The sequence below is a fragment of the Melittangium boletus DSM 14713 genome (genome assembly GCF_002305855.1).
Taxonomy (GTDB): Bacteria; Myxococcota; Myxococcia; order Myxococcales; family Myxococcaceae; genus Cystobacter; species Cystobacter boletus.
Map to the genome: position 1 here is coordinate 9762357 of NZ_CP022163.1, position 26770 is coordinate 9789126.

23 protein-coding genes and 2 tRNA genes are annotated in these 26770 nt (G+C 68.4%); 8 read left to right on the plus strand and 17 right to left on the minus strand.

Annotated elements, in window-relative coordinates:
• Positions 1-27: 27 nt before the first annotated feature.
• Positions 28-1236 carry a cytochrome P450 gene (locus MEBOL_RS40205; protein ID WP_095982363.1) on the plus strand — a complete coding sequence of 403 codons (1209 nt, stop codon included), beginning with the start codon at positions 28-30 and terminating at the stop codon, positions 1234-1236.
• Positions 1237-1441: 205 nt separating this feature from the next.
• On the plus strand, positions 1442-3043 hold the full coding sequence (locus tag MEBOL_RS40210; RefSeq protein ID WP_095982364.1) for an ABC-F family ATP-binding cassette domain-containing protein: 1602 nt from the start codon (positions 1442-1444) through the stop codon (positions 3041-3043).
• Between the two features lie 49 nt (positions 3044-3092).
• On the opposite strand, the gene MEBOL_RS40215 is transcribed toward MEBOL_RS40210, so the two are convergent.
• The 5 genes from MEBOL_RS40215 to rfbB form a co-directional block, all read right to left on the minus strand.
• Entirely contained in the window at positions 3093-4127 is a 1035-nt protein-coding gene (locus tag MEBOL_RS40215; protein ID WP_095982365.1) for a YihY/virulence factor BrkB family protein, read from the minus strand.
• A gap of 132 nt (positions 4128-4259) precedes the next feature.
• Positions 4260-4811 (minus strand): dTDP-4-dehydrorhamnose 3,5-epimerase, encoded by a 552-nt coding sequence (gene rfbC / locus MEBOL_RS40220; RefSeq protein WP_095982366.1) that lies wholly within the window; start codon positions 4809-4811, stop codon positions 4260-4262.
• Positions 4808-5689, minus strand: coding sequence for a glucose-1-phosphate thymidylyltransferase RfbA (gene rfbA, locus MEBOL_RS40225; RefSeq protein WP_095982367.1), 882 nt, complete (start codon positions 5687-5689; stop codon positions 4808-4810). Before rfbA ends, rfbC begins: the two co-directional genes overlap by 4 nt.
• 106 nt (positions 5690-5795) lie before the next feature.
• On the minus strand, positions 5796-6695 hold the full coding sequence (locus MEBOL_RS40230) for an SDR family oxidoreductase (protein ID WP_095982368.1): 900 nt from the start codon (positions 6693-6695) through the stop codon (positions 5796-5798).
• A 17-nt stretch (positions 6696-6712) separates the two neighbouring features.
• Positions 6713-7732 (minus strand): dTDP-glucose 4,6-dehydratase, encoded by a 1020-nt coding sequence (rfbB, locus tag MEBOL_RS40235; protein ID WP_095982369.1) that lies wholly within the window; start codon positions 7730-7732, stop codon positions 6713-6715.
• A 125-nt stretch (positions 7733-7857) separates the two neighbouring features.
• Here rfbB and MEBOL_RS40240 point away from each other — a divergent pair, with 125 nt between their 5' ends.
• Both MEBOL_RS40240 and MEBOL_RS40245 read left to right on the plus strand, forming a co-directional pair.
• On the plus strand, positions 7858-9483 hold the full coding sequence (locus MEBOL_RS40240) for a glycosyltransferase family 4 protein (RefSeq protein WP_245919300.1): 1626 nt from the start codon (positions 7858-7860) through the stop codon (positions 9481-9483).
• Positions 9473-9961, plus strand: a complete 489-nt coding sequence (locus tag MEBOL_RS40245) for a hypothetical protein (protein ID WP_095982370.1) — start codon at positions 9473-9475, stop codon at positions 9959-9961. Before MEBOL_RS40240 ends, MEBOL_RS40245 begins: the two co-directional genes overlap by 11 nt.
• A gap of 3 nt (positions 9962-9964) precedes the next feature.
• On the opposite strand, the gene MEBOL_RS40250 is transcribed toward MEBOL_RS40245, so the two are convergent.
• The 3 genes from MEBOL_RS40250 to MEBOL_RS40260 are packed head-to-tail and all read right to left on the minus strand — an operon-like array spanning position 9965 to position 15043.
• A complete protein-coding gene (locus MEBOL_RS40250; protein ID WP_095982371.1) occupies positions 9965-10345 on the minus strand; it encodes a hypothetical protein in 381 nt (126 codons plus the stop codon).
• Positions 10342-11193, minus strand: coding sequence for a TIGR02587 family membrane protein (locus MEBOL_RS40255; RefSeq protein ID WP_095982372.1), 852 nt, complete (start codon positions 11191-11193; stop codon positions 10342-10344). The genes MEBOL_RS40250 and MEBOL_RS40255 overlap by 4 nt, the downstream gene beginning before the upstream one ends.
• Before the next feature lie 4 nt (positions 11194-11197).
• A complete protein-coding gene (locus MEBOL_RS40260; RefSeq protein WP_281256624.1) occupies positions 11198-15043 on the minus strand; it encodes a rhamnosyltransferase WsaF family glycosyltransferase in 3846 nt (1281 codons plus the stop codon).
• Between the two features lie 417 nt (positions 15044-15460).
• Between MEBOL_RS40260 and MEBOL_RS43910 the strand changes: the two genes are divergently transcribed.
• Both MEBOL_RS43910 and MEBOL_RS40270 read left to right on the plus strand, forming a co-directional pair.
• The gene (locus MEBOL_RS43910) at positions 15461-16300 is read left to right on the plus strand and encodes a glycosyltransferase family 2 protein (RefSeq protein ID WP_095982373.1); all 840 of its coding nucleotides are present in this window, start codon (positions 15461-15463) and stop codon (positions 16298-16300) included.
• Complete coding sequence (locus MEBOL_RS40270; RefSeq protein WP_157823985.1) at positions 16297-17952, plus strand: glycosyltransferase family A protein; 1656 nt, start codon at positions 16297-16299, stop codon at positions 17950-17952. Before MEBOL_RS43910 ends, MEBOL_RS40270 begins: the two co-directional genes overlap by 4 nt.
• Before the next feature lie 45 nt (positions 17953-17997).
• Here the strand turns inward: MEBOL_RS40270 and MEBOL_RS40275 are convergent, their stop codons facing one another.
• From MEBOL_RS40275 to MEBOL_RS40305, 7 genes are all read right to left on the minus strand, one after another.
• Entirely contained in the window at positions 17998-19317 is a 1320-nt protein-coding gene (locus MEBOL_RS40275; RefSeq protein ID WP_095982375.1) for an ABC transporter ATP-binding protein, read from the minus strand.
• A 4-nt stretch (positions 19318-19321) separates the two neighbouring features.
• Positions 19322-20101, minus strand: a complete 780-nt coding sequence (locus MEBOL_RS40280) for an ABC transporter permease (protein ID WP_095983313.1) — start codon at positions 20099-20101, stop codon at positions 19322-19324.
• A 162-nt stretch (positions 20102-20263) separates the two neighbouring features.
• Positions 20264-20338, minus strand: a tRNA-Gly gene (locus MEBOL_RS40285).
• Between the two features lie 15 nt (positions 20339-20353).
• Positions 20354-20428 (minus strand) — tRNA-Gly (locus MEBOL_RS40290).
• An 84-nt stretch (positions 20429-20512) separates the two neighbouring features.
• A complete protein-coding gene (gene pgsA, locus MEBOL_RS40295) occupies positions 20513-21199 on the minus strand; it encodes a CDP-diacylglycerol--glycerol-3-phosphate 3-phosphatidyltransferase (RefSeq protein ID WP_095982376.1) in 687 nt (228 codons plus the stop codon).
• Between the two features lie 11 nt (positions 21200-21210).
• On the minus strand, positions 21211-22632 hold the full coding sequence (locus MEBOL_RS40300) for a tetratricopeptide repeat protein (RefSeq protein ID WP_095982377.1): 1422 nt from the start codon (positions 22630-22632) through the stop codon (positions 21211-21213).
• Positions 22586-23275 carry a transglycosylase SLT domain-containing protein gene (locus MEBOL_RS40305; RefSeq protein WP_095983314.1) on the minus strand — a complete coding sequence of 230 codons (690 nt, stop codon included), beginning with the start codon at positions 23273-23275 and terminating at the stop codon, positions 22586-22588. Before MEBOL_RS40305 ends, MEBOL_RS40300 begins: the two co-directional genes overlap by 47 nt.
• Positions 23276-23362: 87 nt before the next feature.
• Between MEBOL_RS40305 and nadB the strand changes: the two genes are divergently transcribed.
• Positions 23363-24949, plus strand: coding sequence for an L-aspartate oxidase (gene nadB / locus MEBOL_RS40310; protein WP_095982378.1), 1587 nt, complete (start codon positions 23363-23365; stop codon positions 24947-24949).
• 16 nt (positions 24950-24965) lie between these two features.
• On the plus strand, positions 24966-25568 hold the full coding sequence (locus MEBOL_RS40315; protein ID WP_095982379.1) for an LOG family protein: 603 nt from the start codon (positions 24966-24968) through the stop codon (positions 25566-25568).
• Positions 25569-25577: 9 nt separating this feature from the next.
• On the opposite strand, the gene MEBOL_RS40320 is transcribed toward MEBOL_RS40315, so the two are convergent.
• Entirely contained in the window at positions 25578-26207 is a 630-nt protein-coding gene (locus tag MEBOL_RS40320; RefSeq protein ID WP_095982380.1) for a hypothetical protein, read from the minus strand.
• Positions 26204-26767, minus strand: a complete 564-nt coding sequence (gene pyrE, locus MEBOL_RS40325) for an orotate phosphoribosyltransferase (protein ID WP_095982381.1) — start codon at positions 26765-26767, stop codon at positions 26204-26206. Before pyrE ends, MEBOL_RS40320 begins: the two co-directional genes overlap by 4 nt.
• Between the last annotated feature and the right edge of the window lie 3 nt (positions 26768-26770).

The following is a 26770-nucleotide window of genomic DNA, read 5'->3' on the forward strand; positions in this document are numbered from 1 at the left end:
GCGGCTGTTTCCCTCAAGGAGCGTTCCATGAGTCTGCTCGATGGCTTTGACTTCCTCGATCCCCGGTTCAGGCAGAACCCCTACCCCTACTTCGCCGAGATGCGCGAGAGGGCGCCGTTGCTCTGGAACGAGCGCATGAAGTCCTGGCTCCTCAGCCGCCATGAGGACGTGGCGTTCGCCTTGAAGAACGCCGCCTTGTTCTCCTCCTCCAGGGTCCAGGTCGGAGGCCGGCCGCGGGGCGTGTTCCAGGTCGAATCGGTGGCCGAGCTGATCACCGCGGACCCTCCCGTGCATACCCAGATGCGCGGCCTGGTGAGCCGCGCCTTCACCCCCCGGCAGATCAACGCCCTGGAGCCGCGCGTGCGCGAGCTGTCGCGCGAGCTCATCGCGGAGATGACCTCCCGGTCCGAGTTCGACTTCATGGACGCGCTGGCCTCGCCCCTGCCCGTCACCATCATCGCGGAGATGCTCGGCATCGACCCCGTGCGCCGCCGCGACTTCAAGCGCTGGAGCGACACGATCATCGCCGGCCTGATCGCCCGCCTGCCGACGGGGGAGGAGCCGGAGGCGGCCACCCGGAGCCGCGCGGAGATGCGCGTCTACATGACGGAGGTGGCCGAGGCGCGCCGCCGCGAGCCCCGGGGTGACCTCATCTCCCTGCTCGTGCAGGAGACGGACGGCGTGCCCGCGCTGAGCCCTCAGGAGGTGAATGCCTTCACCATGCTGCTGCTCATCGCCGGCAACGAGACCACCACCAACCTGCTGGGCAACACCCTCCTCGCCCTCATCCGCCACCCGGAGCAGTACGAGGCGCTGCGGCGCGACCCCTCGCTCGCCGCATGCTCCGCCGTGTGCGAGGAGACCCTGCGCTTCGATTCACCGGTCCTCGGACTGTCGCGCCGGACCACCCAGGAGGTGGAAGTGGGGGGCGGCAAGATCCCCGCGGAATCCATGGTGGTTCTGCTGCTCGGCTCGGCCAACCATGACCCGCGCAAGTTCCCCGAGCCGGAGCGCTTCGACCCGACGCGCGACACCCATGGCCTGATGTCCTTCGGCCACGGCATCCACTTCTGCCTCGGCGCTCCGCTCACCCGGGTGGAGGCCCCGGTGGCCCTGCGAGAACTCATGGAGCACGTCCCGCGTCTGGGCTTCTCGCCGCGCCAGTCCGAGCACCTCGACTACGGCCCCACGTTCGCCCTGCGCGGGCCCCGCTCGCTCTGGCTCCAGAAGAACTGAGCGGCCCTCGGTTGGACAGGTGTGTCCAGGTGCGTGAGGCGGGCAGGCGAACAGGGAAAGCAGGGAGGGCGCCTTCCCAGGGGGGCATGAAACGGTCCTCCCCGGGGTTCTAGGGATTCTCGGCCCCCGGTGAGTGCCGGTCCGGTCGACTCTCCGCGTCACCTGCCTTCCGGACGCCTTCCCCTTCCGCTAGAAAGCGCCCCCCATGTTCTCCATCATCAACGTCTCCAAGGCCTACGGGCCCAAGAAACTCTTCGAGGACGTCAACGTCGCGTTCTCGCCCGGACGCCGCTACGGCCTCACCGGCCCCAACGGGGCGGGCAAGTCCACCTTCATGAAGATCCTCGCCGGAGACGAGGAAGCGGACATGGGGACCATCTCCCGTCCCAAGAAGCTGGGCATCCTCCGCCAGGATCAGTTCCGCTACGAGGACAACCGCGTCCTCGACGTGGTGATCATGGGCAACAAGGCCCTGTGGGACGTGATGAAGGAGAAGGACGCCATCCTCGCCAAGTCGGACATCACCGAGGAGGACGGCAACCGGCTGGGCGACCTGGAGATGGTCATCGCCGAGGAGGACGGCTACAGCGCCGAGTCCGAGGCGGCCTCGCTCCTGGAAGGTCTGGGCATCCCCACCGAGTCCCACGAAGGGCCCATGAAGCAGCTGACGGGCGGCCTCAAGCTGCGTGTGCTGCTCGCGCAGGCGCTCTTCGGCAAGCCCCAGGGCCTGCTGCTCGACGAGCCCACCAACAACCTGGACATTGATTCCATCCGCTGGCTGGAGTCGTTCCTCACGGCGTTCGAGGGCGTGCTCATCACCATCAGCCACGACCGGCACTTCCTCAACTCCATCTGCACGCACATCGCCGACATCGATTACGAGACCATCATCCAGTACACGGGCTCGTACGACGACATGGTGCGGCAGAAGGCCCAGGTGCGCAGCCGCATCGAGTCCGAGGTGGGCGAGAAGAAGAAGAAGATCGCTCAGTTGCAGGACTTCGTGGCCCGCTTCCACGCCGGTACGCGCGCCTCCCAGGTGCAGAGCCGCATCAAGCAGATCGACAAGCTCAAGACGGACGATCTCAAGCGCTCGAACATCGCGCGGCCCTTCATCCGCTTCGATCAGGCGGAGCCCAGCGGCAAGCAGACGCTCACCGTGGAGAACCTGTCCAAGTCCTTCGACGGTCAGCCCGTGGTCAAGCCCTTCAGCCCGCTCATCATCAAGGGCGAGAAGATCTGCGTCATCGGCCGCAACGGTGTGGGCAAGTCCACCCTGGTGAAGATGCTCGCCGGGCAGCTCGCGCCCGACACGGGCAAGCTCATCTGGGGCCACAACGCCAGCGTGGGCTACCTGCCGCAGGACCACCACGGCACCATCCGCAAGGGCACCACCGCCTTCGGCTGGCTGCGCGACGTCAAGGTCAAGCTCACCAACGAGGAGATCTCCGGCGTCATGGGCCGCATGCTCTTCTCCGGCGAGGAGCGCATGAAGCCCACGGACACGCTGTCCGGAGGCGAGACGGTGCGCCTGCTCCTGTGCAAGCTGATGCTGGATCAGGACAACGTGCTCATCCTCGACGAGCCCACCAACCACCTGGACCTGGAGTCCATCAGCGCGCTGTCCGAGGGGCTGCAGAAGTTCGAGGGGACCGTCGTCGTCGTGACGCACGACCAGGAGCTCGTCTCCGAGGTGGCCACCCGCATCTGGAGCCTGGAGGGGGGAGGCAAGCCCATCCTCGACTTCAACGGCACCTTCGCCGAGTACTCCGAGAAGCACCTGCAGCAGGGCGGACACCGCCGCTGAGCCGCGGCTCGGGTGCCGCGCCTCACGCGCGGCACCCCGGCGGGCAGGCTCAACGGTTGTAGCGGCGCAGCAGGAACAGTCCCACGCCGAAGCCCGTGGCCCAGGTGAGCGCCGCCTTCAACGGCGCCAGGGTGGGAGGAGGGGGAGGCGGCGGCGGCGCATGGAGCAGCGCCTCGATCTCCCGCTGCTCCTCGCGGCGCTGCTCGCCCTTGGTGATGTTGGGGCCCGACTCGTCCATCGTCTTCGCGCCGGGCGCCTTCCCCTCGGGAGACCGGTGCTCGAGGATGGCGTTGATCTCCGCGCCCATGAGGATGACCTGCGAGGAGATCCACATCCACATCAGCATGACGATGACGCCACCGAGCGCGCCGTAGTTCACGTCATAGCTGCCGAAGTTGCGCACGTAGAGGGAGAAGCCGGTGGAGGCGAGCAACCAGAGCAGCACGCCCACCACGGAGCCCGGCGTGATGAACTTGAAGTCCTGCTCCACGTCCGGGAGCACGTAGTAGATCATCGCCCAGACGAGCATCATGATGAGGCCCGCCACGGGCAGGCGCAGCCACATGACCAGGGTGCCCAGCGGCTCGCCGAGCCAGTGCGCGAAGGCCGGCGTGGCGACCATGGCCGCCGAGGCGACAATGGACAGCGCCGCTCCCGCCAGCGTCACCAGGATGGCGATGCCCCGGATCTTCCAGAAGGGCCGGGTCTCCTTCACGGCATAGACGGTGTTGAGCGCGTCCATCAGCGCCACCACGCCGCCCGAGGCCGCCCAGACCGCGCCGATACCACCGACCGTCAGCAGACCCACGCTGCTGTCCGAGGCCAGCGCCTTGAGGCGCTCCCCGAGGATCTCCGTCACCGCCGCGGGCGCCACTTTGCCCAGCTCCTGGATGAGCACCTGTGCCTGGGCGGGGTCGATGAGGAGACCCGCCAGGGCGACGAGGAAGAGCAGGAAGGGGAAGAGCGCGAGCAGGGCCGAGAACGTCACGGCGCCCGCGACATTGCTGATGTTGTCGTTGAGGTACTCGTTCTTCAGCTCGCTGAAGAACTTCTTCCAGCTCATGCCCCTACCTGGCAACACCATGGCGCCTCCTTCCGGTGACTGAGGGAGGATGCGCACTCCAGGCGCCTACCCCATCCCCACTCCCCTGGAGGCCAGGCGTGCCCGCCCGCCCGCTCTCGGGCCTCACGAGGAGGCGCCAGGCGGGCCGCTGGCTCAACCCACGTAGAGCGGCAACAGGGGCGCGTCCTTCAAACGAGGGGCCGCGGCGTCCTTGGGCGACAACAGCGGCGCGGACACCGGCCAGGCGATGCCCAGGTCCGGGTCATTCCAGGCGATGCCGTGCTCGGACTTGGGCGAGTAGAAGTCGGTGCACTTGTAATGGAAGTCCGCGCTCTCGGAGAGGACACAGAAGCCGTGCGCGAAGCCCGCGGGCACCCACAACTGGCGCCGGTTGTCCGCGGACAGCTCCACGCCCACCCACCGGCCGAACGAGGGCGAGCCCTGGCGGATGTCCACCGCCACGTCGAAGACGGCCCCGGCGAGCACCTGCACGAGCTTGCCCTGGGCGTTGGGCTCCTGGAAGTGCAGTCCCCGGAGGATCCCCTTCGCCGAGCGCGAGAAGTTGTCCTGGACGAAGGGACCTGGGATTCCCAGCTCCGCGTAGCGGTTCGCGTGGAACATCTCCATGAAGAAGCCCCGGTCATCGCCGAAGCGCTTGGGCTCCAGCAACAACACGCCGGGCACATCCAGGGGGGTACATTTCACGTGCGCGCTCCCTTGTTCTCGATGAGGTCCAGCAGATAGCGCCCGTACTCGTTCTTGCGCATGGGGTGCGCGAGCTCGGCCACCTGGGCGCTGGTGATGTAGCCCATGCGGTAGGCGATCTCCTCGGGGCACGCCACCTTGAGGCCCTGACGGTGCTCGATGATCTGGATGAAGTTGCTGGCCTCCATCAGCGACTCGTGGGTGCCGGTGTCCAGCCACGCGTACCCACGGCCCATCAGCTCCACCTGGAGCTGCTTCTGGCGGAGGTAGGTGATGTTGACGTCGGTGATCTCCAGCTCGCCGCGCGCCGAGGGCTTGAGCTCCCGGGCGATGTCCAGCACCTGGTTGTCGTAGAAGTACAGGCCCGTCACCGCGTAGTTGGACTTGGGCTGGGCCGGCTTCTCCTCGAGGCTCAAGGCGTGGCCCTGGGCGTCCAGCTCCACCACGCCATAGCGCTCGGGATCCTTCACGTAGTAGCCGAAGACGGTGGCGCCCGAGGTGCGCGCCGCCGCCCTCTGCACCTGCTCGCTCAGGCCGTGGCCGTAGAAGATGTTGTCGCCGAGGATGAGGGAGACGGGATCCCGGCCCACGAACTCGCGGCCGATGATGAAGGCCTGCGCCAGTCCGTCGGGGCTCGGCTGCACCGCGTACTGGAAGTTCACGCCCCACTGCTTACCCGTGCCGAGCAGCTCCTCGAAGCGCGGCAGATCCGAGGGGGTGGAGATGATCAGGATGTCCCGGATCCCCGCCAGCATCAGCGTGGTGAGCGGGTAGTAGATCATCGGCTTGTCGTGGATGGGCAGCAGCTGCTTACTGACCACGCGGGTGAGCGGGTACAGACGCGTGCCGGAGCCCCCGGCCAGAACGATTCCCTTCATGACATCCCTCTCGAGGTCCCCCCTGGAGCCCGCGCGATCCGGCCCTTCATGCGACGCGCGTCTTCCGGGGACCCGAGGGGGCTATATCCGGCCCGGGACGTTCCGTTCAAGCACCGCGCCCGGCCTGCCACGCGGCGTGGAAGCGCCTCAGGGACTCGCCCAGCGGCAAGGGCTGCGTGAGCAAGCGCTCGCGCGCCTTGTCCACCCGGAGCCCACTGCGCAGGGGACGAGGGCTCGCCAGGTTCATGTCCGCCAGGCGCGTGGGCGTGATGAGGCCGGCATCGAAGCCGAACACCTCGCACAGGGCCCGGCCGAAGCTCACCCGGTCCACCACCTCCGCGCCACAGGTGTTCCACACGCCGCCCAGCTTGCGCTCGCCCAGCTCCACGAGCATCGCCGCCACGCTGTCCGCGAAGCTCGCGGAGACGAACTGATCCTTGAACAGCCGGACGGGCTGCCCCTTCTCCAGGGTGCTCACCAGCCAGGCGCCGAAGTTGGCGCGGCCCGCCGCGGGCCAGCCATACACCACCGCGGTGCGCGCGATGGCGCACCCGGGCACGAAGGTGCGCGCCGCCTGCTCCGCCATGTGCTTGGTGAGGGCGTAGACGCCGCGCGGATTGGGCAGCGCCTGCTCGTCATAGGGCCCGTGCTCCCCGTCGAAGACGTAGTCCGTGGACACGTGCACCAGGTGCGCGCCGAGCTTACGCGCGCTCCGGGCCACCGCCGCCGTGGCGGTGACGTTCACCGCGAAGGCCTGCTCCGGATCGCGCTCGCACGCATCCAAATCCGTCATGGAGGCCGGGTGGATGATCACCTCGGGTGCCACGGTCTCGAGGGCGGAGGCCACGTTCCGCTCGTTCGTGAGATCGCACTCCACGTAGGCGTAGGTGACGGGGGTGCGCCGGGGCCCCTTGCCCAGACCCACCACCTCATGCCCGGCCCGCTCCAGGAGCGTGCACACCCGGCTGCCGACCAGTCCGTTGGAACCCGTGACGAGAAAGCGCATGAGAGCGGTCTCCTGACCTAGCCGTTGAGGCGCGTCTTGTACTGCGTGTCGAAATACTGGCGGTACGCGCCGCTCATCACGCGCTCCCACCAGGCCGCGTTGTCCACGTACCAGCGCACCGTCGCCTGGATGCCCTGCTCGAAGGTGTGCGCCGGCGTCCAGCCCAGCTCGGTGCGGATCTTCGTGGGATCGATGGCATAGCGCTTGTCGTGCCCCGGCCGATCCTTCACGAACTTGATGAGGGACTCGGGCTTGCCGAGCAGGCCGAGGATGGCCTTCACGATGTCGATGTTCCTGCGCTCGGAGTTGCCGCCGATGTTGTAGACCTGTCCCGCGCGGCCCTTCTCCAGCGCCACGAGCAGCGCCGAGCAATGGTCGTCCACGTGGAGCCAGTCCCGCACGTTGGCGCCATCGCCGTAGACGGGCAGCGGCTTGTCGTGCAGGGCGTTGACCACCATGAGCGGAATGAGTTTCTCGGGGAACTGGTAGCGGCCGTAGTTGTTGGAGCAGCGCGTCACCACCACATCCAGGCCGTACGTGTGGTGCCAGGCGAGCGCCAACAGATCCGAGCTCGTCTTGGACGCCGAGTAGGGGCTGGAGGGCTGCAGGGGCGAGTGCTCGGTGAAGGCGCCGGTGGGACCGAGCGAGCCATACACCTCGTCGGTGGAGACCATCAGGAAGCGCTTGATGCCGCGCTCGCGGCTGGCCTCCAGCAGGTGCTGGGTGCCCAGCACGTTCGTCTTCACGAAGGCGTCGGGGCCCAGGATGGAGCGGTCCACATGGCTCTCGGCCGCCAGGTGCATGACGGCGTCGATGCCGTGCAAGGCCATCAGGTGGTCCACGAGCTCGCGGTTGGCCACGTCACCGCGCACGAAGATGTGCTGGGGGTCGCCCTCCAGCTCCTTGAGCGTCTCGAGGTTGCCCGCGTAGGTGAGTTTGTCCAGGTTGACGATCGTCCATTCCGGCCGAGCCCGGCGCAGGTACTTGACGAGATTGGACCCAATGAAACCGCAGCCACCCGTGACCAGGACGTTCATCGACAGAACTCGGAGAGTGAAGGTTGGACCGGGCGCCTGACTAGCGAAGGGTCCTCGGTACGTCAAGGCGGCCTTGTGCGTCGGCCCCGCCACGGATACACGCTGGAGGCATTGTGAAAATCCCCTTGAGCAGACGGACGGCCCGGCCCTCCTCGGCCCGGGCGGTCCACCAGCTGGTGCCCCGACTCGCCTGGGGTGACGCGGTGGGCAACCAGGTGCGCTACCTGCGCGAGCTGCTGCGCGGCTGGGGCTACGCCTCGGAGATCTACGCGGAGCAGTGGGACGAGGCCTGCCGGGACCAGGTACGGCCCGTGCGCGACTATCCCCGCGAGGCGGACGACACGAGCGCCCTGCTCATCCACCACAGCTTCGAGTCCCGGCTCGTGCCGCTCATCGCCCGCTCACCGGGACGCAAGGCGCTCATCTACCACAACATCACGCCCGCCCGGCTCTTCGAGGGCTTCGAGCGCAATGTGGCCCGGGCCTGCGACGCGGCTCGCGACGAGCTCATCGCCCTGCGCCCGCTGGTGGAGCAGGCCTGGGCCTACTCCCGCTTCAGCGCCGAGGAGCTGGTGGCGGCGGGCTTCCCGCACGTGAGCGAGCTGCCCTTCGCGGTGGACTGGAACGCCTTCGATGTGGCGCCGGATCCCCTGCTGCGCGCCGAGCTGGAGGACGGCGGCCCCACCCTGCTGTTCGTGGGCCGGGCCGTGCCGAGCAAGCGCATGGACGACGTGCTGCGCGTCTTCACCGCCTGGCAGCGGCTGTATCAGCCCCGGGCCCAGCTCGTCATCGCGGGCTATCTCAACCGCGCGACGCCCTATGGCGCGTACCTGTACGGGCTCAAGGAGATGCTCGGCGCCGAGCGCGTCCACTTCCTCGGGCGGGTGAGCGCGGCGCAGCTGTCCGCGTGCTACGCGGCGGCCTCGGTGTACCTGTCCATGAGCCGGCACGAGGGCTTCGGCGTGCCGCTGCTGGAGGCGATGCATCGCGGAGTGCCCGTGGTGGCCTACGGCGCCGCCGCCGTGCCCGAGACGATGGGGGGCGCGGGCGTGGCCACCCTGACCAACGAGCCCCTGGAGGTCGCGCGGCTGCTCGCGGCGCTGGAGCGCGACCCCGCCCTCAAGCGGGAGATGATCGCCGCCCAGCACGCCCGCGTGGCCCGGCTCGGCCAGGCCTCCGTCGCCGATGCCGTGCGGGACTCGCTCCAGCCCTTCCTCGCGGGCACTCCGCGCCCGCCCGAGGTCCGCGCGCGGGCGGGCGACGTGAACCTCGTGTGCCCGGGCTTCGCGGCCTTCCCCGACGCTCCGGCGTCCCGGCTCGCACGGCGGCTCGCGGAGCGGCTGCCCTCGTGCCGTCTGTTGACCCTGGATCCCTCGCCGCTTCCGGAGCAGCGCGCGCCCCGGGCGTTGATCATCGGTGGGCAGAGGGTGCACGCCTTCTCGCCGGATGAGCCGTTGTGCCGGGACCCAGACGGAGAGCTTCCGGGCTCGTCATCGTTGGAGATGGCGCTGCGAACCTCGCGCGGCCCCGCCGTCTTCCTGCCCGCCGACTCATGGATCACCCGGGACACCCTGCCCCACCTGGCCTCGCGCGCCTGGGGCCTGCGCGACACACGCCAGGACTCCACCGCGTCCGAGGTGGCCACGCACCTGGGCTCGCGGCTGTTCTCCGTTGATTTCCACCAGTCTGAATCCGCCGAGAAGGCGCTCGTCCAGGCCCTGCGGCTCCCCGGAGTGTCCCGTGCGTCCTGAAGAACTCCTCTCCACGTCACCCAGCCCCGAGCGTCTGGCGGAACAAGCCCGGGAGGTGCCCGAGCCCCCGGCCGACAAGCTGGAGGCGATGCGCGAGCTGCTCGCCGCGTCCCAACGCGCCCAGGCGGAGACGGAGTGGCCCCCCCTCCTGCAGATCCCGCGCACGAAGAAGGACAGCCGCTACGCGGAGCCGCCCACCTCGCACCGCACGGGCGTGGTGGGTCCCGCCCTGGTGACGGCCAAGCGCGCCTTCCGGCTCGTCTTCCAGCCCTTCATCAACGAGATGCTGCGCAAGCAGGTGGAGTTCAACGAGGCCATCCTCGACTCGCTCGCCCTCATCTACGAGCAGCAGCGCGAGGAAACCCGGGCCCAGAGCGCATGGCGCCGCGAGGTGATGGCGCGCCTGAACGCACTGGAGAAGCCCACCGAGCCCCCCGCTCCCACGCCAGCCCCGGGACGCAAGCGCCGGGGCGCCTGACGCTCACGGCTTCGCGTAGCCGAGCGCCCGCGCATCCAGTTGATGACGGGAGGGCTCGTGGCGGAAGGTCACCCAGCCCTCGCGCTCCGATTGCCGGGGGACGTAGGGAAGGAAGAACTCGGCCTGCTCCAGCACCCGCTCCCCATCGCGCAACACCACGCCCACCCGCACCTGCTCGGCCACGATGTCGCCCCGGTTCAACACCTTGACGGGCACGCGCCAGCCATCGGCGCCCTGGCTCGCCCCGCCCAGGGTGATGACGAGATCTGGCGGCGCGTCCCCGGCCGTCCACGCGTCCACCGCCACGTAGCCCAGCACCAGGGCCACGAGCACGCAGCTCAGCAGGAAGACGACGCCCTCGAGCCAGTTCCTGTTCGCCTTCATGATTGGATGAGCAGCCTTCCCGCGGACGCTCCGAGGGTCCCCGCGAGTCCCAGGACCACGACCTGGGCCACGCACACGGGTGGAGCATTGCCGTCGAAGCCCCCGAAGAACCACAGCACCAGGGCACTGGCGACCAGCGCCACGGCGTAGGTGACGAAGGTCCCCGCCACCACGTCCCAGGGCAGGCTCTGGCGCGTGAAGCGATGGGCCTGGGTGAAGTCGATCTGGAACAGGATGAGTCCCCCGAGCAGGAGCGACACCAGCGCCAGCCCCAGCAGCCGCCACGGAGTGGTCTCCACGGCGATCATCAGGATCTCCTCCGTGGGCGCCACGTTGGCCGCGAAGAGCACCGCGCCACAGAAAGCGATGACGACCTGGGCGGGCACGTGGTCCGCCGCTTCGAGGCGCCGCGAATCCTCTTCGTCCTCCGTGCCCTCCTCGTCATCGCCTCCGGCGCCGAGCTGCGCGGTGCCCACCGACACACCGATGGCCACCGAGCCCGCTTCCACCACCACCATGCCGACGATCTCCTGGAGGGAGCTGCCCCACTGGATGCGGCCGATGAGCCAGAGCACTCCGGCGGACACGAGCAGACCCAGCCCCAGCTCCTCCACCGAGTCCGTGAACACCTCGCTCCAGTCCACGTCCCGGCGGAAGCCTCCGTAGCGGTTGTAGCCGAGCAGCAACACGAAGGTGGCCACGAAATAGACGAGGAGATTGCCGGGCTGGGAGATGAAGCCCGCCCACCACACCTCCATCGTGTAGAGGAGCGGCAGGCTGAAGAGCAGCCCCCCGGCGATGCCCCGGCCGTACTCCCGCAGGGACTCCTTGACCGGGCGGCGACGCATCCCCCTACCCCTGACCCGAGGCCCGCCGCGGGGACGCGGCCGCCGTCTCGCCGCGCACCAGCGTGTCGTGGACGCGGTCGACCTGGGCTTCCCACGTGGTGCGCAGCACGCGCTCCACGGCGGCGGTGCGGATGCGCGCTCTCAGGGAGGGGTCCGCCACGGCCGTGCGCAACTGCTCCAGCACACACGAATAGGTGGGCTCGGCGAGCAGGCAGTTCTTCCCGTGCTCCAGCAACCAGAGGTTGGACGGGTTGTCGTTCGTCACCACGGTGACGCCGCAGGCCATCATCTCGAAGGGCAGATACGAGGGGTGCTTGGTGAACATGAAGCACAGGCCCACGTCGCACTCGCGGTAGAGGTCCGCCGTCTTCTCGTACGGGAGCACCCCCAGGTTGGTGATGACGCCGTCGAGTCCGTATTGCGCCGGATTCCAGCGCTCGCCCGCGGTGAGGATTTCCACGGCCGCGCCCCGCTCCGCCTTGAGTTGGCGCAGGGCGGAGATGCCCAGCTCGAACGCGTTGCGGTCCGAGGAGGGGCGTCCGTAGAAGAAGATGCGCACGGGGCCCTTACGGGCGGGCCGCGCGTCGTGGAAGACGCTCCGATCCACCGTGGGCTCGAACCAGCAGCCCTGCATCGGGTGGTGCGAGGTGACGTACTCGTACAGGCCCGAGGTATTGAAGATGCCGTACAGCCCGAGCCGGTACGTCTGCTCGGCCAGCGCCGAATAGGTGCCCGCGGCGAAGAACTGGGGCTCGTAGTCCTGGACGAAGTAGGCGCGCACGGTGGCGCGAGGATGCGAGAGCACCGGGTACGCGGAGGTCCACATGGTGGCCACCGCGAGATCGCACTCGGGCAGCTCTCCCACCTCCTGCAGATGGCGCAGCACGCGGAAGCGGCCCGGGGCGTTCGGGTAGAGCGGCGCCACGCGCGCCTCCAGCTCCGCCTCGGTGACGTTCGGGTTGTTGTAGATGATGAGATCGTTCTGGACCCCATGGCGCGAGCGCAGCAGGTCGGCGAAGCGCAGCAGCGTGTGGATGCCGCCGTAGGGGTGGTGGAAGGACGGCAGGAACCACGAGACGCGCTCGATGCGGCCCTTGCTCCTCAGCCGTGCCAGACGCTCGGGGGCTTCCTCGCGGGCGCGCCGCACCTGCTCGGAGGAATGATCGAGCGCCTTCACATGGTCGGCCACGTGGCGCTGGTGGAGCGCGCGCTCGCTGGCCTTCTCCTCCCGCGTGCTGGGCAGATCCCTCGCGAGCGTCCGCACCGCCAGCGCCTCGCCGTCCTCCTCGTGGCGCCGCAGCGAACAATCCGTCCCCTGGAGCGTGAGGAAGGGGTTGTAGAAGGGGTCGCCCGCGGGGCCCAGGTAGGGACGGTACGCGGAGAAGGAGCGCCAGAAGTCGTTCTCCGGAATGGCGTCCATCCGGCGGCTCGCCGACTCGTGGTGGATGATGCGGGTGTGGGGCGTGTAGACGACGCGCAGTCCCCGGGCCACCAGGCGCAGCCCCAGGTCCACGTCACTGCCACACAACAGGAACCGCTCGTCGTAACCCTCGAGCTGCTCGAAGAGCTCGCGCCGCAACATCACGCACGCGCTGGTGACGGCCAGGTAGTTGCGCACCCAGTCGGCGTGACCAAAGGGCGTCCATGTGGCGGTGTCCGGCATGCGCCAGAACGGGTGTCCGGCGAAACCGGTGATGCCCACCACCGCGCCCGCGTGCTGCACGGTCCGGTCCGGGAAGAGCAGCTTGGCGCCCACCGCGCCCACCTCGGGCCGCTGCGCCTGACCGATGAGCTCATCGAGCCATTCCGGATCGACGATCTCCATGTCGTTGTTGAGGAAGAGCAGCAGCTCGCCCCGGGCCTCCCGGGCCGCGAAGTTGTTGATGGCCGGGTAGTTGAAGGGATGGTCCCAGGTGAGCTTGCGGATGCGCGGATCCGTCAGCGACTCCAGCACCTCGAAGGTCTCCGGCTGGGTGCTGTTGTTGGAGACGAGCAGGAGCTCGAAGTGCGGATAGCGCGTCTTCTCCAGGAGGGTGCCGGTGAGCATCCGCAGCAGCTCCGGCTTGTCCTTGAACGGGACGATGATGGAGACGAGCGGCGTGCCGCGCACCGGGTAGCGCACCCGGTAGTGAGCGGGAGCCACCTCCGACACCTCGGCCACTTCACCCCGGCGCGCCAGGTGCTCGCGCAGCGCCCGCACGCCCGCGTCCGAGGCCGGCACGTCCGAGGCGCGCGCGTGGTACAGGATGCCCGGCACGTGGACGATGCGGCGGACGCGCTCGCTCAGCCGCAGGAGCAGCTCGTAGTTCCGCGCCTCCTCGAAGCCCTCGCGCATCCCCCCCGCCTCGGTGAGCGGCGCGCGGCGCACCACCACGAAGTGGTGGAGGTAGTTCACACTGCGCAGCAGGTCCGGGGACCAGTCCGGCTTGAAGAACGGCCCGAAGCGCCCACCCGAGGCGTCGAGACGATCCTCGTCCGAGTAGATCAACTCCGCGTCCGGCTCGCGCGCCAGCCGCAACACCACCTCGGCGAGGGCATGGGGCGCGAGCGTGTCCTCTTGCTCGAGGAAGCCGACGAATTCGCCCTCGGCGAGCGCGATGGCCGCGTTGGTGGCGTGGGCGATGCCGCCATGGGACGGCAGGTGCTGGACACGGATGCGGCGGTCCTGGCGCGCGTAGCGGGCGAGCAGCTCGCGCACGTGGGGCGCCTGGGAACCATCGTCCACGAGACACAACTCCCAGTGCTCGTACGACTGCGCGAGAACCGACTCGATGCAGGCGCGCAGGAGGGGCTCGGGGGGGTCGTCCACCGCGACCACCAGACTGACGAGCGGACGGGCCGTGAGGTGCGTCAGGGCCTCGGCGGCGCGGGCGATCAGGGCGGGCTCGTGCTCGGCGCACCACTCCGGGTAGCCGTCATCGACGCGAGCCTCCACCGGGGGCCGGGTCTCCAACGCGTTGGCCAGGCAGAGGGTGACCTCGTAGTTGAAAGCGGTCTGCCGGCGGAACACCTCGCGCCACAACCCCGCGGATGCGCGGAGCCCCAACGAACCGGAGGCATCGAGCGGATTGGCCAGGGCATGGAGCTCGGCCACCAGGCGCTGACACTCCTGGGGCTCGGGCCTGCGGGGCCGCGCCGCGACGACGAGCAGACGCACGGCGGCCTCGTTCCACCGCCGCTGCCGCTCGAGCACCTGCCCCAGCACCGGCTGGAGCGCCTGGAGATAGGACTTCTTGGCGAACTGGACCGCGGCGCCCAGGCCCTTCTTGCGATGGGACTGGATGCGCCAGCGCGTCGGCTCGCTCACGGGCTCCAACCGGCGGCGCACCCAGTCGGACAGGTCCATGGAGGTGCTGGTGGCGCGCTGGGAGGAGAGCTGTTCCAGCACGGCGACCATCTCGTGGTTGAAGGCGTGCTGGGGGCGCAGCAGCTCGATGTGAAAGGGCTTGAGTCCCTCGACCAGGGCCGTCTTGGCGGCCGTCACGGCGCGGCCCAGCTGCTTGCGGTGCGAGGGCGGCACCTGGAACTGGAAGACATCCGCGGCCTGCTGCGCGGCCTGCAGCGGGGTATGGGCCTTGGCGGCGCCGTCGGGGAGCCGCCGGCGCAACTCCTCGGTCAGCAGCCGCAAGGTGCGCTGGTGCAGCGGGAGATCCTGACAGGTGGCGCCCGTGCAGGGGATGAGAGTCTGCAGCAGCCGCTTCTGGGCAGCGACCATCTCCGCCAGATCGCCCAGGGACGGCGAGCCGGACACCACGGGGGGCCCGTCCCCATCGAACTCGGGCAACGAGGCCAGAGGGGGCTCGTCGCGGTGGGCAGACTGCGTCGGTTCTGCGGACGGAGGACGCTTCATGTCGGGCAAGTCCGGACAGCGGAAGATGAAGAGAAGTCGAGGCCGCGTGCCTGGCGGCTCGCACGAGGGGAACAACGGGGGCCTCCCTCTACTACCACGGGGCTCGAAGCCGCCAGCGCGATGCGGCTTTCACGTGACAGCCCGTGCGTCTTCTTGCGCGCACGCTCGCCTCCCGTGCACTCGGCCTGACAGTCCCACGCGGCCCGCTCGCTTCGTCGCGATGAAGCAACGCGGCCCGGCGCCACGAGGATTGAAGCGAAAAAATTCGCGTGGAAGTGCCCGTCGCTCAGCCGACTTGACGCACGGCCAGAGGAAGGGGGTACCTTGATGCGCTACGGGGTTTCGTATAGTTGCCTATGCCGCTGCCGTCCACATGCCCGTTGACTGGACGGCCCTTCTCCAGCTTCGGTCGGGAGTATGCATTTGAACTCCGTCAACCCTCGCCTGAGTATTGGCGTGGTTCTCTATCAGAACAGCCGCAAACAGCTCCAACAGCTCCTCTGCTCGATTGAGCTGAACCGCGCCGCTCCTGGCTGTCCGTCCTTCGTGCTGAACTTCATCGACAACTCGCCGGATGCCTCGCTCGAGGCGCTCGTGCGGGAGCTCGCGCCGGAGGCCGGCTACGAGCACGCGCGGCGCAACCTGGGCTTTGGCGCGGGTCACAACGTCCTGATGGAGCGGGCATTCCGGGACGCCGAGGTCGGCTACTACCTGTGCGTCAACCCGGACTCCATCCTGCACCCGGACTGCCTCGCGGAGCTGATCGCCGAGGTGAAGCGCCAGCGCAAGCCCGGCCTGGTGGAGGCGCTCCAATTTCCGGACGAGCACCCGAAGGTCTACGACCGGCAGACACACGTCACGCCGTGGTGTAGCGGCTGCGTGCTGCTCATCACCCGGGCGCTGTACTCGGCCGTGGGCGGGTTCGACGAGAACTTCTTCATGTACTGCGAGGATGTGGATCTGTCGTGGCGCGCGCGCGCCCACCAGTTCAACATCAGCCTCGCGCCCAAGGCCCTGGCGCATCACTACGTCGGCAACCGCCCGGACAGCCTGACGGGCAAGCTGATGCTCCTCAAGAGTGGCACCTACCTCGCGCACAAGTACGGCAACGAGCAGATGCACCGCGCGTGGATGAATGAGTACCTCAACAGCGGAGGCGAACCCTTCATGACGCCCACCATTCCGGCGCCCTCGGCCGAGATGTTGAAGGTGGCGAACTTCGCCCACCTCTTCCACATGGCGGAGGTCCGGTGGTGAGCCCCGTTCAGATCGTTCCGTCGCCGAAGCCGGGCGATGTCCCGGAAGCACCCAGTGGTTCCATCAACGAGGCGTTCCATCGCGCGGTGCTCGCGGAAGCGCGAGTCGGCTCGCGCGTCGCGCTGCTCGGAGAGTGCGCGGGCCTGCCGCTCCGGCTCCAACAGGCGGGATGCACGGTGCTGTCGATCGACCCGAGGGAGCTGATGGCCCTCCCCGCCCATGGCGCCGCGTCCAGCCCGGCCCGCGAATCGCTCAACACCTTCCGTCCGGACGTGATGGTGCTCGCGGAGAACTGGGCGGAGATGGGCGAGCCGGAGAAGTTCCTGCGCGAGCTGGCGACGGTGAACCCTCACGCCGACCTGGCCATTCCCTTCTACAACACCGCGTCGGCGACCCTGTTGATGGCCTCGCTCACGGGCGCGGCGCTGCCCCGCAGCCTGACCGAGGAACAGCTCACGCGTTGGCTCACCGCCAGCGGCTTCAAGGTCCGTCAGCGGCAGGTGCTCGAGCCGGCGCGCCTCAAGGGCGTGCTCGCGCGCGACGCCGAGAAGGCCCTGCGCAACCTCTTCCACCAGCTCAATCCCCACAGCGTGGATCATCAGGTGCTGTACTGGGGCCGGCTCGCGCATCAATCCGACGAGACGCCCTCACGCGAGCTGGTCCCCGGACTGCTCAGCATCGTGATGCGCAACCACTCGCGCGACCGGCTCAAGTTCCTGGATCACGCCATCTTCGCGCTGTCCTGCCAGGACCATCAGCCCCTGGAGATCGTCATCGTCAGCCAGTGCCAGGAAGTCCAGGTGGTGGCCGAGCTGAAGGCACTGCTGGAGAAGTACCGTCCGCTCGGAGGCTTCTCCTACCAGGTGGTGCACGAGCCCTCGGACACGGACATCCGCGCGCGGCTCATCAACAGGGGCGTCGCGACGGCGCGCGGCCAGTACCTCGCGTTCCTGGACGATGACGACGTCATCTACCCCCAGCATTACGATCAGCTCATCAAGGCGCTCAAGGCGGGGAGCGCGGCCTGGGCCATGGGCCGCATCCGCCGGGCCTTCTTCGACAACGGCCCCCGGGGCGAGCTGTTCTGCCGCTACAAGGACGAGATGGGCCGCGACGACACGTTCAACCTCGGCCTGCTCATCCACGACAACTACATCACCTGCCACTCGTACGTGATGGACCGCCACCGGCTGGGCAACTTCCAGATCAGCTTCGCGGAGGAGATGTCCTTGCACGAGGACTACAGCTTCCTCCTGCGGCTGTGCGCGCTCTTCCGGCCCGTCTTCACGCCGGGCGTGCCCAGCTGTGAGTACCGCATGCGGGATGATGGCTCGAACTCCATCCTCCATGGGAGCGCCTCGGAGGCCGCCCGGAGGGAGAAGCAGCGCAACTGGGCCATCTCCTCGGTGCTCAAGGACGCCACCAAGCGCAACCTGCAGATGCTGCTGACGGAGCAGGAATTCCAGGACGAGCTGGGCCGCTACCATCAACAGGGTCAGCAAGCCGCCGCGGAGACGGTGCGCCAGCAGTTGCTGAACGACACCCAGGGCCCGTTGCGCTTCCGGGTCATCAACAAGGCCAACGCGGTGCTCAAGAAGCGCAGCGCGCGCATCCACGGGACACTCAAGAAGGTCCTCAAGTGCATGGTCTGAGGTAGCACCTCCGGGGCCCTGGTCAGCCAGGGCCCCTCCCCTCTCTCAGGACACGGAACTCAGGGCCCGCGCCGGGAGGGAGTTCTCCACCACCCACCGATGCGCCGGGCGGAAGACGCCCTTCTCCCCGTGCTCGGACACCACGGTGAAGTGGCACTGCGTCTTCGGACCAGGCGCCTCGCCCCCCGCCGTCCTCACCTGGACGCCGAGCACGTAGTCACCGCCCAGCAACTCCAACCGCTCGAGGATGAAGCGCACGCGGCCCTGGGGCGGCAACCGCTCGGGCAGGCTCACCGCGTCGAGCCGGGTGCTCGTCGCGTAGAGCAGTTTGCCATCCGCGTGTTCGAGCGAGACCTCGAACTCGGCGTCTCCGGTGCCTTCACACGCCGCGTAGTCGATGAGCACCTCCGCCGACTGTCCAGGCGACAGGTGGCGCAGTTCCGCGCCCGCCTGATCGATCAAACGCACACCGAGCAGCGTCACCGGGGCGGTCGTGGGCTGCGCCTCGCCGGAGCCCGTCACGGAGGGAACATCGGGGAGCCGGCCCGTGTCGCCCAGCGCCAGCGCGGGCGGAATGAAGGTGACGGCCGAGGCCTCGGCGATCTCGATGGCCTGACGGTACTCGTCGGCCACCTCGGCGGGGGTGCCCACGCGGCGGATGCGGCCACCGTCGATCCACGCCGCCATGTCACACCAGCGCTCGACGGTGCCCAGGTCGTGCGTCACCAGGACGATCGTCTTTCCGCGCTCCTTGAACTCCGTCATCTTCGCCAGGCTCTTCTTGGCGAAGTGCTGATCCCCCACGGCGAGAATCTCGTCGATGATGAGGATGTCGGGGTCCACGTACGTGGCCACGGAGAAGGCGAGCCGCATGTACATGCCGCTCGAATAGGTGCGTACCGGCTCATCGATGAAGTCGCCCAGCTCGCTGAAGGCGATGATCTCATCCATGCGCGCGAACACCTCGGCACGGGTCATCCCGAGGATGATGCCGTTGATGAGGATGTTCTCCCGCCCGGAGAAGTCCGGGTGGAAGCCCGCGCCCAGGTCCAGGAGCGCGGAGATGCGCCCGTTGACCTCGATGCTCCCCGTGGTGGGCGAGTAGATGCCGGTGATGAGCTTGAGCAGCGTGCTCTTGCCCGAGCCATTGCGGCCGAGGATGCCCACGGTCCGCCCGCGGGGGATGGTCAGGTTGATGCCGCGGAGCGCCTCGATGAGGCGCACTTCCCCGGCCTGGCGTTGACCGCGGATCCACCGCACCAGCTCCGACTTGAAGGTGGTGTATTCGCGGCGGATGGTGCTCTTGCGGAAGCTCTTCACGACATCGCGGATGACGATGGCGTTGGCGTTGTCTGCGACGGTCATGGGGCTAGATGGACTCGGCGAATTCTTCGCGACGGGCTTCGAACACCAGGGTGGCCAACCAGAGGAGGCCGAACGCCCCCACCATCAGCGCCATCAGCGGCCAGAAATCCGGCAACCGGTGCTCGTAGAAGATGGACTGGTAGGACGTCACCAGGATGGCCATGGGGTTGGCCAGGGTCATCAAGGGACGGTAGGGCTCGGGAATCGTGGTCGCCGGGTAGAGCACGGGCGTGAGGAAGAAGAACATCATCAACACATTGGTCACGATGTGTTGCAGATCCCTGAAGCGCACGTTGAAGGCCGAGACCATGTAGACCACCGCCAGCGTGAAGCACAGCTGGCACACCAGCACCACGGGGAAGGCCACCACGTGCCAGGTGGGCCACTCGCCGAAGAAGAGCCCCAGGCCCACCATCAACGGCAGGGACAACACGTAGTTGCACAGGTTGGTGACGACCACCGTCGCCGGCAGCACCTGCGCGGGGAAGCGCACCTTGGTCATCAGATCACGCCGATCACTGATGGCGCTCGCCCCCGCGTTGAGAGAGCTGGAAAACCAGTTCCAGGGCAGCAACCCCACGAACATGAAGTACGTGTAGTGGGGCAGGTTCTGGCGCATGTAGACGCTGAAGAGCAGCGCGTACACGAGCATCTGGAGCGTGGGGTTGAGGAAGGTCCAGAAGAACCCCAGGACCGAGCCACGGTAGCGGGCCTTGAGCTCGCGCTGGACCAGGCTGAACAGCAGGCCGCGGTACTGGTAGAGCTCACGGAAATTGCGAAGCATGTTGGCGGCATCCATACCGCAGCGCCACGCTCGGGGCGAGGCCAGCCGTGCAAAGAGCGCGGGCCGCCTCACCGCCCGCCCCTCGGGCGCCCGCATGCCTGGACGGCTCCGGGGCCAGAAAACAAAAAAGCCTCCTGGCTTCCCAGGAGGCTTCTTGTTTCTTGGAGCGGGAAAAGGGATTTGAACCCTCGACCCTCGCCTTGGCAAGGCGATGCTCTACCGCTGAGCTATTCCCGCATCAGAAAGAGTGTGTGGAGCGGGAAAAGGGATTTGAACCCTCGACCCTCGCCTTGGCAAGGCGATGCTCTACCGCTGAGCTATTCCCGCTTCTCGTCACTCGTGCCGCCCTTGCGTCGGTGCCTCGCGGCGCCGTCGAAAGTGAGGCGGGTATACAGTCCGCCTCCGGGGGCGTCAAGCCTTCTGTTCATCCCCATTTCCGCGCCGCGCGAGCATCGAAAGGAAGGCGCGGAAGTAGACCACGGCGCTCCACACGGAGAAGGCCGCGGACAGGTACACCAGCACCTGGCCCACCTTGTTGAAGTCCACCGGCGAGGCGTAGAAGCCCCAGTCCACGGGGTGCTCGTAGTGCACGCACAACGAGATGATGCCCACGAGTTGCAGGGACGTCTTCCACTTGCCCTCCTGCCCCGCGGCGATGACCATGCCCTCGCTCGCGGCGATGGTGCGCAGACCACTGATGATGAATTCGCGCGCCAGCAGGACGACCACCACCCAGGCCGAGATGCGCCCCAGGCGCACCATCATCACCAGGGCCGCCATGGCGATGAGCTTGTCGGCGAGGGGATCCATGAACTTGCCCACCACGGTGATGAGGTTCCAACGGCGCGCCAGGTAGCCGTCGACGACATCCGTGATGGAGGCCACCGCGAACACCGCCGCCGCCAGCAACGACGAGTACGGGTCCGCTTCGTAGAGCAGCCAGACGAAGAGGGGGATGAGGAGGATTCGCCCGAGCGTCAGGATGTTGGGCAGGTTCCAGAACTCCTGAACGAGCACGCTCGGCTTGCGAGCCGCGCGCCGCCGCGCCTTCTCCTCCTTCTTCTGACGCCTCCGTACCGCACGCTCCACTCGATCCATGGCGCCGCCTTCTACCGGACTGGCAAGGTGATGAGGGCAAATCCTTCGCCGCTCAGTTGGACGGCGACTCGCGAGGGCGAGTGCTCTCCGGGCAGGGAGACCACCTCGGGGGTGACCTGGCCCTGCCACCCCACCAGGTGGGAGGCGGGAACCGTCACGGGCAGCTCCGGCGCCACGACCACCGAGCGCAACGCTCCCCGGAAGGCGAGCACCACCCGGCCCTGGCCGCGCAGGTAGACCAGATCCAGATCCGGCGCCGCCGTGGAGGGCATCTTGCCGTTCTCGAACGCCACCACCTCCTCGAAGGCGAAGACGCACTCCTCGCGCACATAGACGCCCGAGTCCCCCAGGTCCACCGCCAGGAACGAATGCGCCTCCGCCGACTCGAGGAAGAGCACGCCCCGGCCGCTGACGCGCGTGAACCGTCCCGGGCCGACACCGAAGGGCTCGTCCGTGGCGCGGCCCCGGAAACGCTTGCGCTCCGGCTCGAACTCGAGCTGCCCGCTGAAGGCCACCAGCCCCTCCAGGCGCGTGAGCAGCTCGCCCTCCACGAACACGGAGAAGCTTCCAGGGCCCAGACGGAAGCGGTGCGCGGGGCTCGCTCCCGCGAGCGCCAGCGCGGGAGTCAGATCGGTCAGCATGGGGATGTCTCGGGCGGGGCGTGGGGAGGCGGCACGCACGGGCAGTTCAGGGGCGGCCCCCTCCTCCAGCGTCACCTCCGAAGGCGCCTTGGCGGGAGGGGGAGACTCGGCTCGCGCGGCCTCTTCTTCCTCGTCCTCGTCCTCGTCGAACCGCAACTCCTCCTCGGAGGACTCGGCCGGACGAGGTCCGGGAGGCACTTCGTCCAGGCCGAACTGGGCACCCCACTGACCCTCTCCCGGAGGCGCCGCGCGGGGCATGGGCGCCGGCGCGACGGGAGGCGGCCGGGCCGGCTTCGGGAGTGTTTCGCCCGCGATGGCCCGGGCCATCTTCTCCGCGAGCACGTCACTGCCCGACAAGAGGAAGTGCTCGCGAGCGCGGCCGTACTCCTTCGCCTGGGCCAGCGCGAGCCCCAGGTAGTTGTGCGCCTTCTTGTGGTCGGGCTGCAGATCCGTCGCGGCCTCGAACTCGCGCATCGCGCGCTGCAGGGCGTTCGTCTTGAGGTACACGAGCCCCAGGTTGACGCGCAGCGTGGCGTCCACCGGGTTGTCGCGCACCAGCGCCTCGTAGACCTCGGCCGCCCGCTCGAAATGGCCCAGCTTGAAGTAGGCCAGACCCAGGAGGTTGCGGCCCTTCTCGTTCCTCGGCTGCAGCTGGTGGGCGCGCTCAAGCAAGAGCCTGGCCTCGGTCAGCAGGCCCTGCGCGAGCAATTCCCCTCCCTGGTAGAGCTGCTTGAGGAACTCCTCGTCAACGGGGCTCTTCGGCCCCCGCCCCGTCACGCGCGTTGTCGGCATCTGAATCCGTCTCGCGGGGCTCGTCCTTCGTGAGCCGCTCGCGCTCTTTATAATGTTGGTAGAGCTGGAGCACCTTGCGCACGTAGGCCTGGGTCTCCGCGTAGGGAGGCACCTGGCCGCCGTACTTGCGCACGGCGTCGGGGCCCGCGTTGTACGCGGCCACCATCTTCACCATGTCGCCCTCGAAGAGGTTGGCCAGGACACGCAGGTAGCGCACCCCCCCCTCGATGTTGTCCCGGCTGTCGAAGATGTCGCGCACGTACATCTCCGAGGCCGTGGCGGGCATGAGCTGCATGAGCCCGCTGGCGCCCTTGTTGGACAGGGCGTTGGTGTTGAAGTTGCTCTCCGCGTGCATGATGGCCCGCACCAACGCGGAGGGAATCCGATAGCGCGTGGAGGCGGCGACGATGTGCGCCTCGAACTCCTGGGGCGTGCGCGAACGGCCCCGCACCGGAGCGGTGGGCGCGGGAGCATCGGAAAAGGTGCCCTTGAGCTTGCTCGCCTTCTTCGAGCCCGCGGGGGGCACGTTCGTGTAGACGATGGTCCCGTCCTTCTCCACGTACCGGTAGATGCCCCCATCGGCCTGGGCGCCCAGGGGAGCGAGCAGCGAAGCGGACAAGAGCAGGAAGGGCGGGACACGCATGGTGGCCATGCAACCTTAGACCTCCGCCCAAAAGTCCTCAAGAAATCGCCTTGTTTCCAGTACTTACAGGCAGTAAGGCTGTCATACATGCCCCATCGGTTCGACTTCCTCGTCCTGGGTAGCGGCGCGGCCGGTCTCTCGTTCGCCCTCCAGGCGGCACGTCATGGCTCGGTGGCCGTCCTCAGCAAGCGCGAGCCGCAGGAGGGCAACACCGCCTACGCCCAGGGAGGCATCGCCAGCGTGCTCTCCCCCACGGACTCGTTCGAGGCCCACATCCGGGACACCCTGGACGCGGGCGCCGGCCTCAACCACCTGGACGCGGTGGAGGTGACGGTGCGCGAGGGACCCGAGCGCATCCGCGAGCTGGTGACGATGGGCGCGGACTTCAACCGGCGGGCGAGCGGCGAGTTCGACCTGACGCGCGAGGGCGGCCACTCCGAGCGCCGCATCGTCCACTCCGGCGACATCACCGGCCGAGAGGTGCAACGCGCGCTCCTGGCGGCATGCGCCGAGCAGCCCCACATCACCTTCTTCCCCAACACCGCGGCGATCGATCTCATCCTCGATCGGCGCAAGGCCCCGGGCGCGCCGGGCCGGTGCCTGGGGGTGTACGCGCTCCTGCCCTCGGGGCGCATCGAGAGCTTCCTGGCCAAGTACACGGTGCTGGCCACGGGCGGCGCGGGCAAGGTGTACCTCTACACCTCCAACCCGGACGTGGCGACGGGGGATGGCGTGGCCATGGCCTACCGGGCGGGGGCCGAGGTGGCCAACATGGAGTTCTACCAGTTCCACCCCACCTGCCTCTTCCACCCGGAGGCCAAGAGCTTCCTCATCAGCGAGGCGCTCCGGGGCGAGGGCGGCAAGCTGCGGCTGCGTGGGGGCGCGCCCTTCATGGACCGCTACCACCGCCTGGGGGAGCTGGCCCCGCGCGACGTGGTGGCGCTCGCCATCGACGCCGAGCTCAAGCGCACGGGCGATGACTGCGTCTACCTGGACATGACGCACCTGGGGCGCGCGTACCTCATGGAGCGCTTCCCCAACATCTACGCCACCTGCAAGGCCTTCAACATCGACATGGCCGTGCAGCCCATCCCCGTGGTGCCCGCGGCCCACTACATGTGCGGGGGCGTGGTGACGGACCTGCACGGGCGCACCACCGTGCCCGGCCTCTTCGCCATTGGCGAGGTGGCCCACACGGGGCTGCATGGCGCCAACCGGCTCGCCTCCAACTCGCTCCTGGAAGGACTCGTCTTCGGCCACCGGGCCGCCACCGTCTGCGCCGAGGAGGTGGGCCACCTGTCCACGCCCCATGAGGATCCCCCCGAGTGGGACGAGGGCAGCGCGGTGGCCTCGGACGAGAGCGTCGTCGTCACCCACAACTGGGATGAGATCCGCCGCCTCATGTGGAACTACGTGGGCATCGTCCGCACGGACAAGCGGCTGATGCGGGCCCGGCGCCGGCTGGAGCTGCTGCGCGAGGAGATCCGCGACTACTACTGGCGCTTCAAGGTGACCCAGGACGTCATCGAGCTGCGCAACATCTGCGAGGTGGCCACGCTGATCGTCGACTGCGCCAGCCGGCGCAAGGAGAGCCGAGGCCTGCACTACACGCTCGACTACCCAGGTCTGGACGACCAGGCCCGGCACGACACCGTGGTCCGCCGCGCGCTATGAGACCCGAGCACGACCCATGAACAACCCCAGCATCCAATCGATATGCGTCTTCTGCGGCTCGCGGATGGGCTCCCGGCCGGAGTACCTCGAGAGCGCCCAGGCCCTGGGCACGGAGATCGCCCGGCGCGGCCTCACGCTCGTCTACGGAGGCGCGAACGTGGGGTTGATGGGGGCGGTGGCGGACGCCGCGCTCGCCCAGGGCGGCAAGGTGGTAGGCGTGCTGCCCGGGGTGCTCAAGAGCCGGGAGATCGCCCACCCGCGCCTCACCGAGCTGCACCTGGTGGACTCCATGCACACGCGCAAGGCGATGATGGCCGAGCGCGCCGATGCCTTCATCGCCTTGCCCGGCGGCGTGGGCACCTTCGAGGAGTTGTTCGAGATCACCACCTGGGCGCAGCTCGGCATCCACCAGAAGCCCGTCGGCCTGCTCAACGTGGCGGACTTCTACGGCCCCCTGCTCGCCCTCATGCGGCGCGCGGTGGACGAGGGCTTCGTGCCCGAGGCCCGGGCCCAACCCTTCGTGTACGACACCTCCCCCACCGTGTTGCTGGAGCGACTGCTCACCGCGGGGCAGCCGCTCGCTCCGGCCACGCCCCTGATCCGGCCCGAGCAGAGCTGAGCCTCGCGCTCAGCGCGCGTGCACCCGCATCTCCACCTTGCCGAGCGAGGAGGCCAGCCGCAGCACCACGCGCTCCGTCCCGGGGGGGATGACCAGCTTGCCGTCCGCGAGCAACGAGGGGAAGCGCAGGCGGTAGCCCACCCAGAAGACGCCCGTGGCCGGGTAGTACGCGCGCATCTCCATGTCCGCCCGGCCCAGCCGCTCCACGCTCACCGGGTGGACCGCGCCCGTGGGGGTGAGCAGCTCCACGTTCCAGATGGACGAGGGGCGATCGAAATCGTCGTAGTGGTAGTCGTAGACATGCACGCCGAGGAAGAACTCATGCGTGTCACCCGCGGCCGCCAGCTCCTCGGCGACCCGCGCCGGGACATCCTCCAGCGGCAGCGCCTTGAAGAGGGCCTGGCGGTGGAGACGCGCCTCGCGGAAGGCCTGTGTCTGCAAGGTCGTCGTGGCGAAGAGGACGGAGTCGAACCCCTTGTAGATCTCCCCCCCGTCCGTGTAGCGCTGGAGCACGTCCAGGTAGGCCTGTTCCTGGCGCTCATCCCGGAGCACGGGGCCGGACTCCCCCACCGCGGGCGGCGTGGAGGCACAGCCCGAGAGCGCCAGGAGCAGCGCCCCGAGCCCCAACCGCGTCTTCATGGAATGAAGTCCTCGCGGGTGAACAAGGTGAAGAGCCGGTGTCCGGAGGCCTCGACCGCCTCGCGGCCGCCCTCCAGCCGATCCACCAGGGCGAAGGCCCCCAGCACCTCGAGCCCCTCGAGGCGAGCGCGCTCGATGGCCTTGAGTGTGGAGGCACCCGTGGTCACCACGTCCTCGAGGATGGCCACCGGAGCGCCCGGCGCGAGCGCCTTCATGCCCTCGATCCACTGGCCCGTGCCGTGTCCCTTGGGCTCCTTGCGCACGATGAAGGCATGCAGGGGCGTCTGGGCCAGATAGCTGGTGAGGCTCACCGCCGAGGCGAGCGGATCCGCGCCCAGCGTCAGTCCGCCCACCGCCACGGCCGAGGGGGCCTCGCGGCGCACGGCCTCCAGCAGCAACCGGCCAATGAGGTAGTGACCCTCGGCCAGGAGCGCGGTGCGCTTGCAGTCGATGTAGAAATCCGACTCCTTGCCCGACGAGAGCACCACCTTGCGCCGCTCGAAGGAGCGCTCGGTGAGCAGCCGCAGCAGACGATCCCTGTCAGACGAAGCGGACGTCATGGT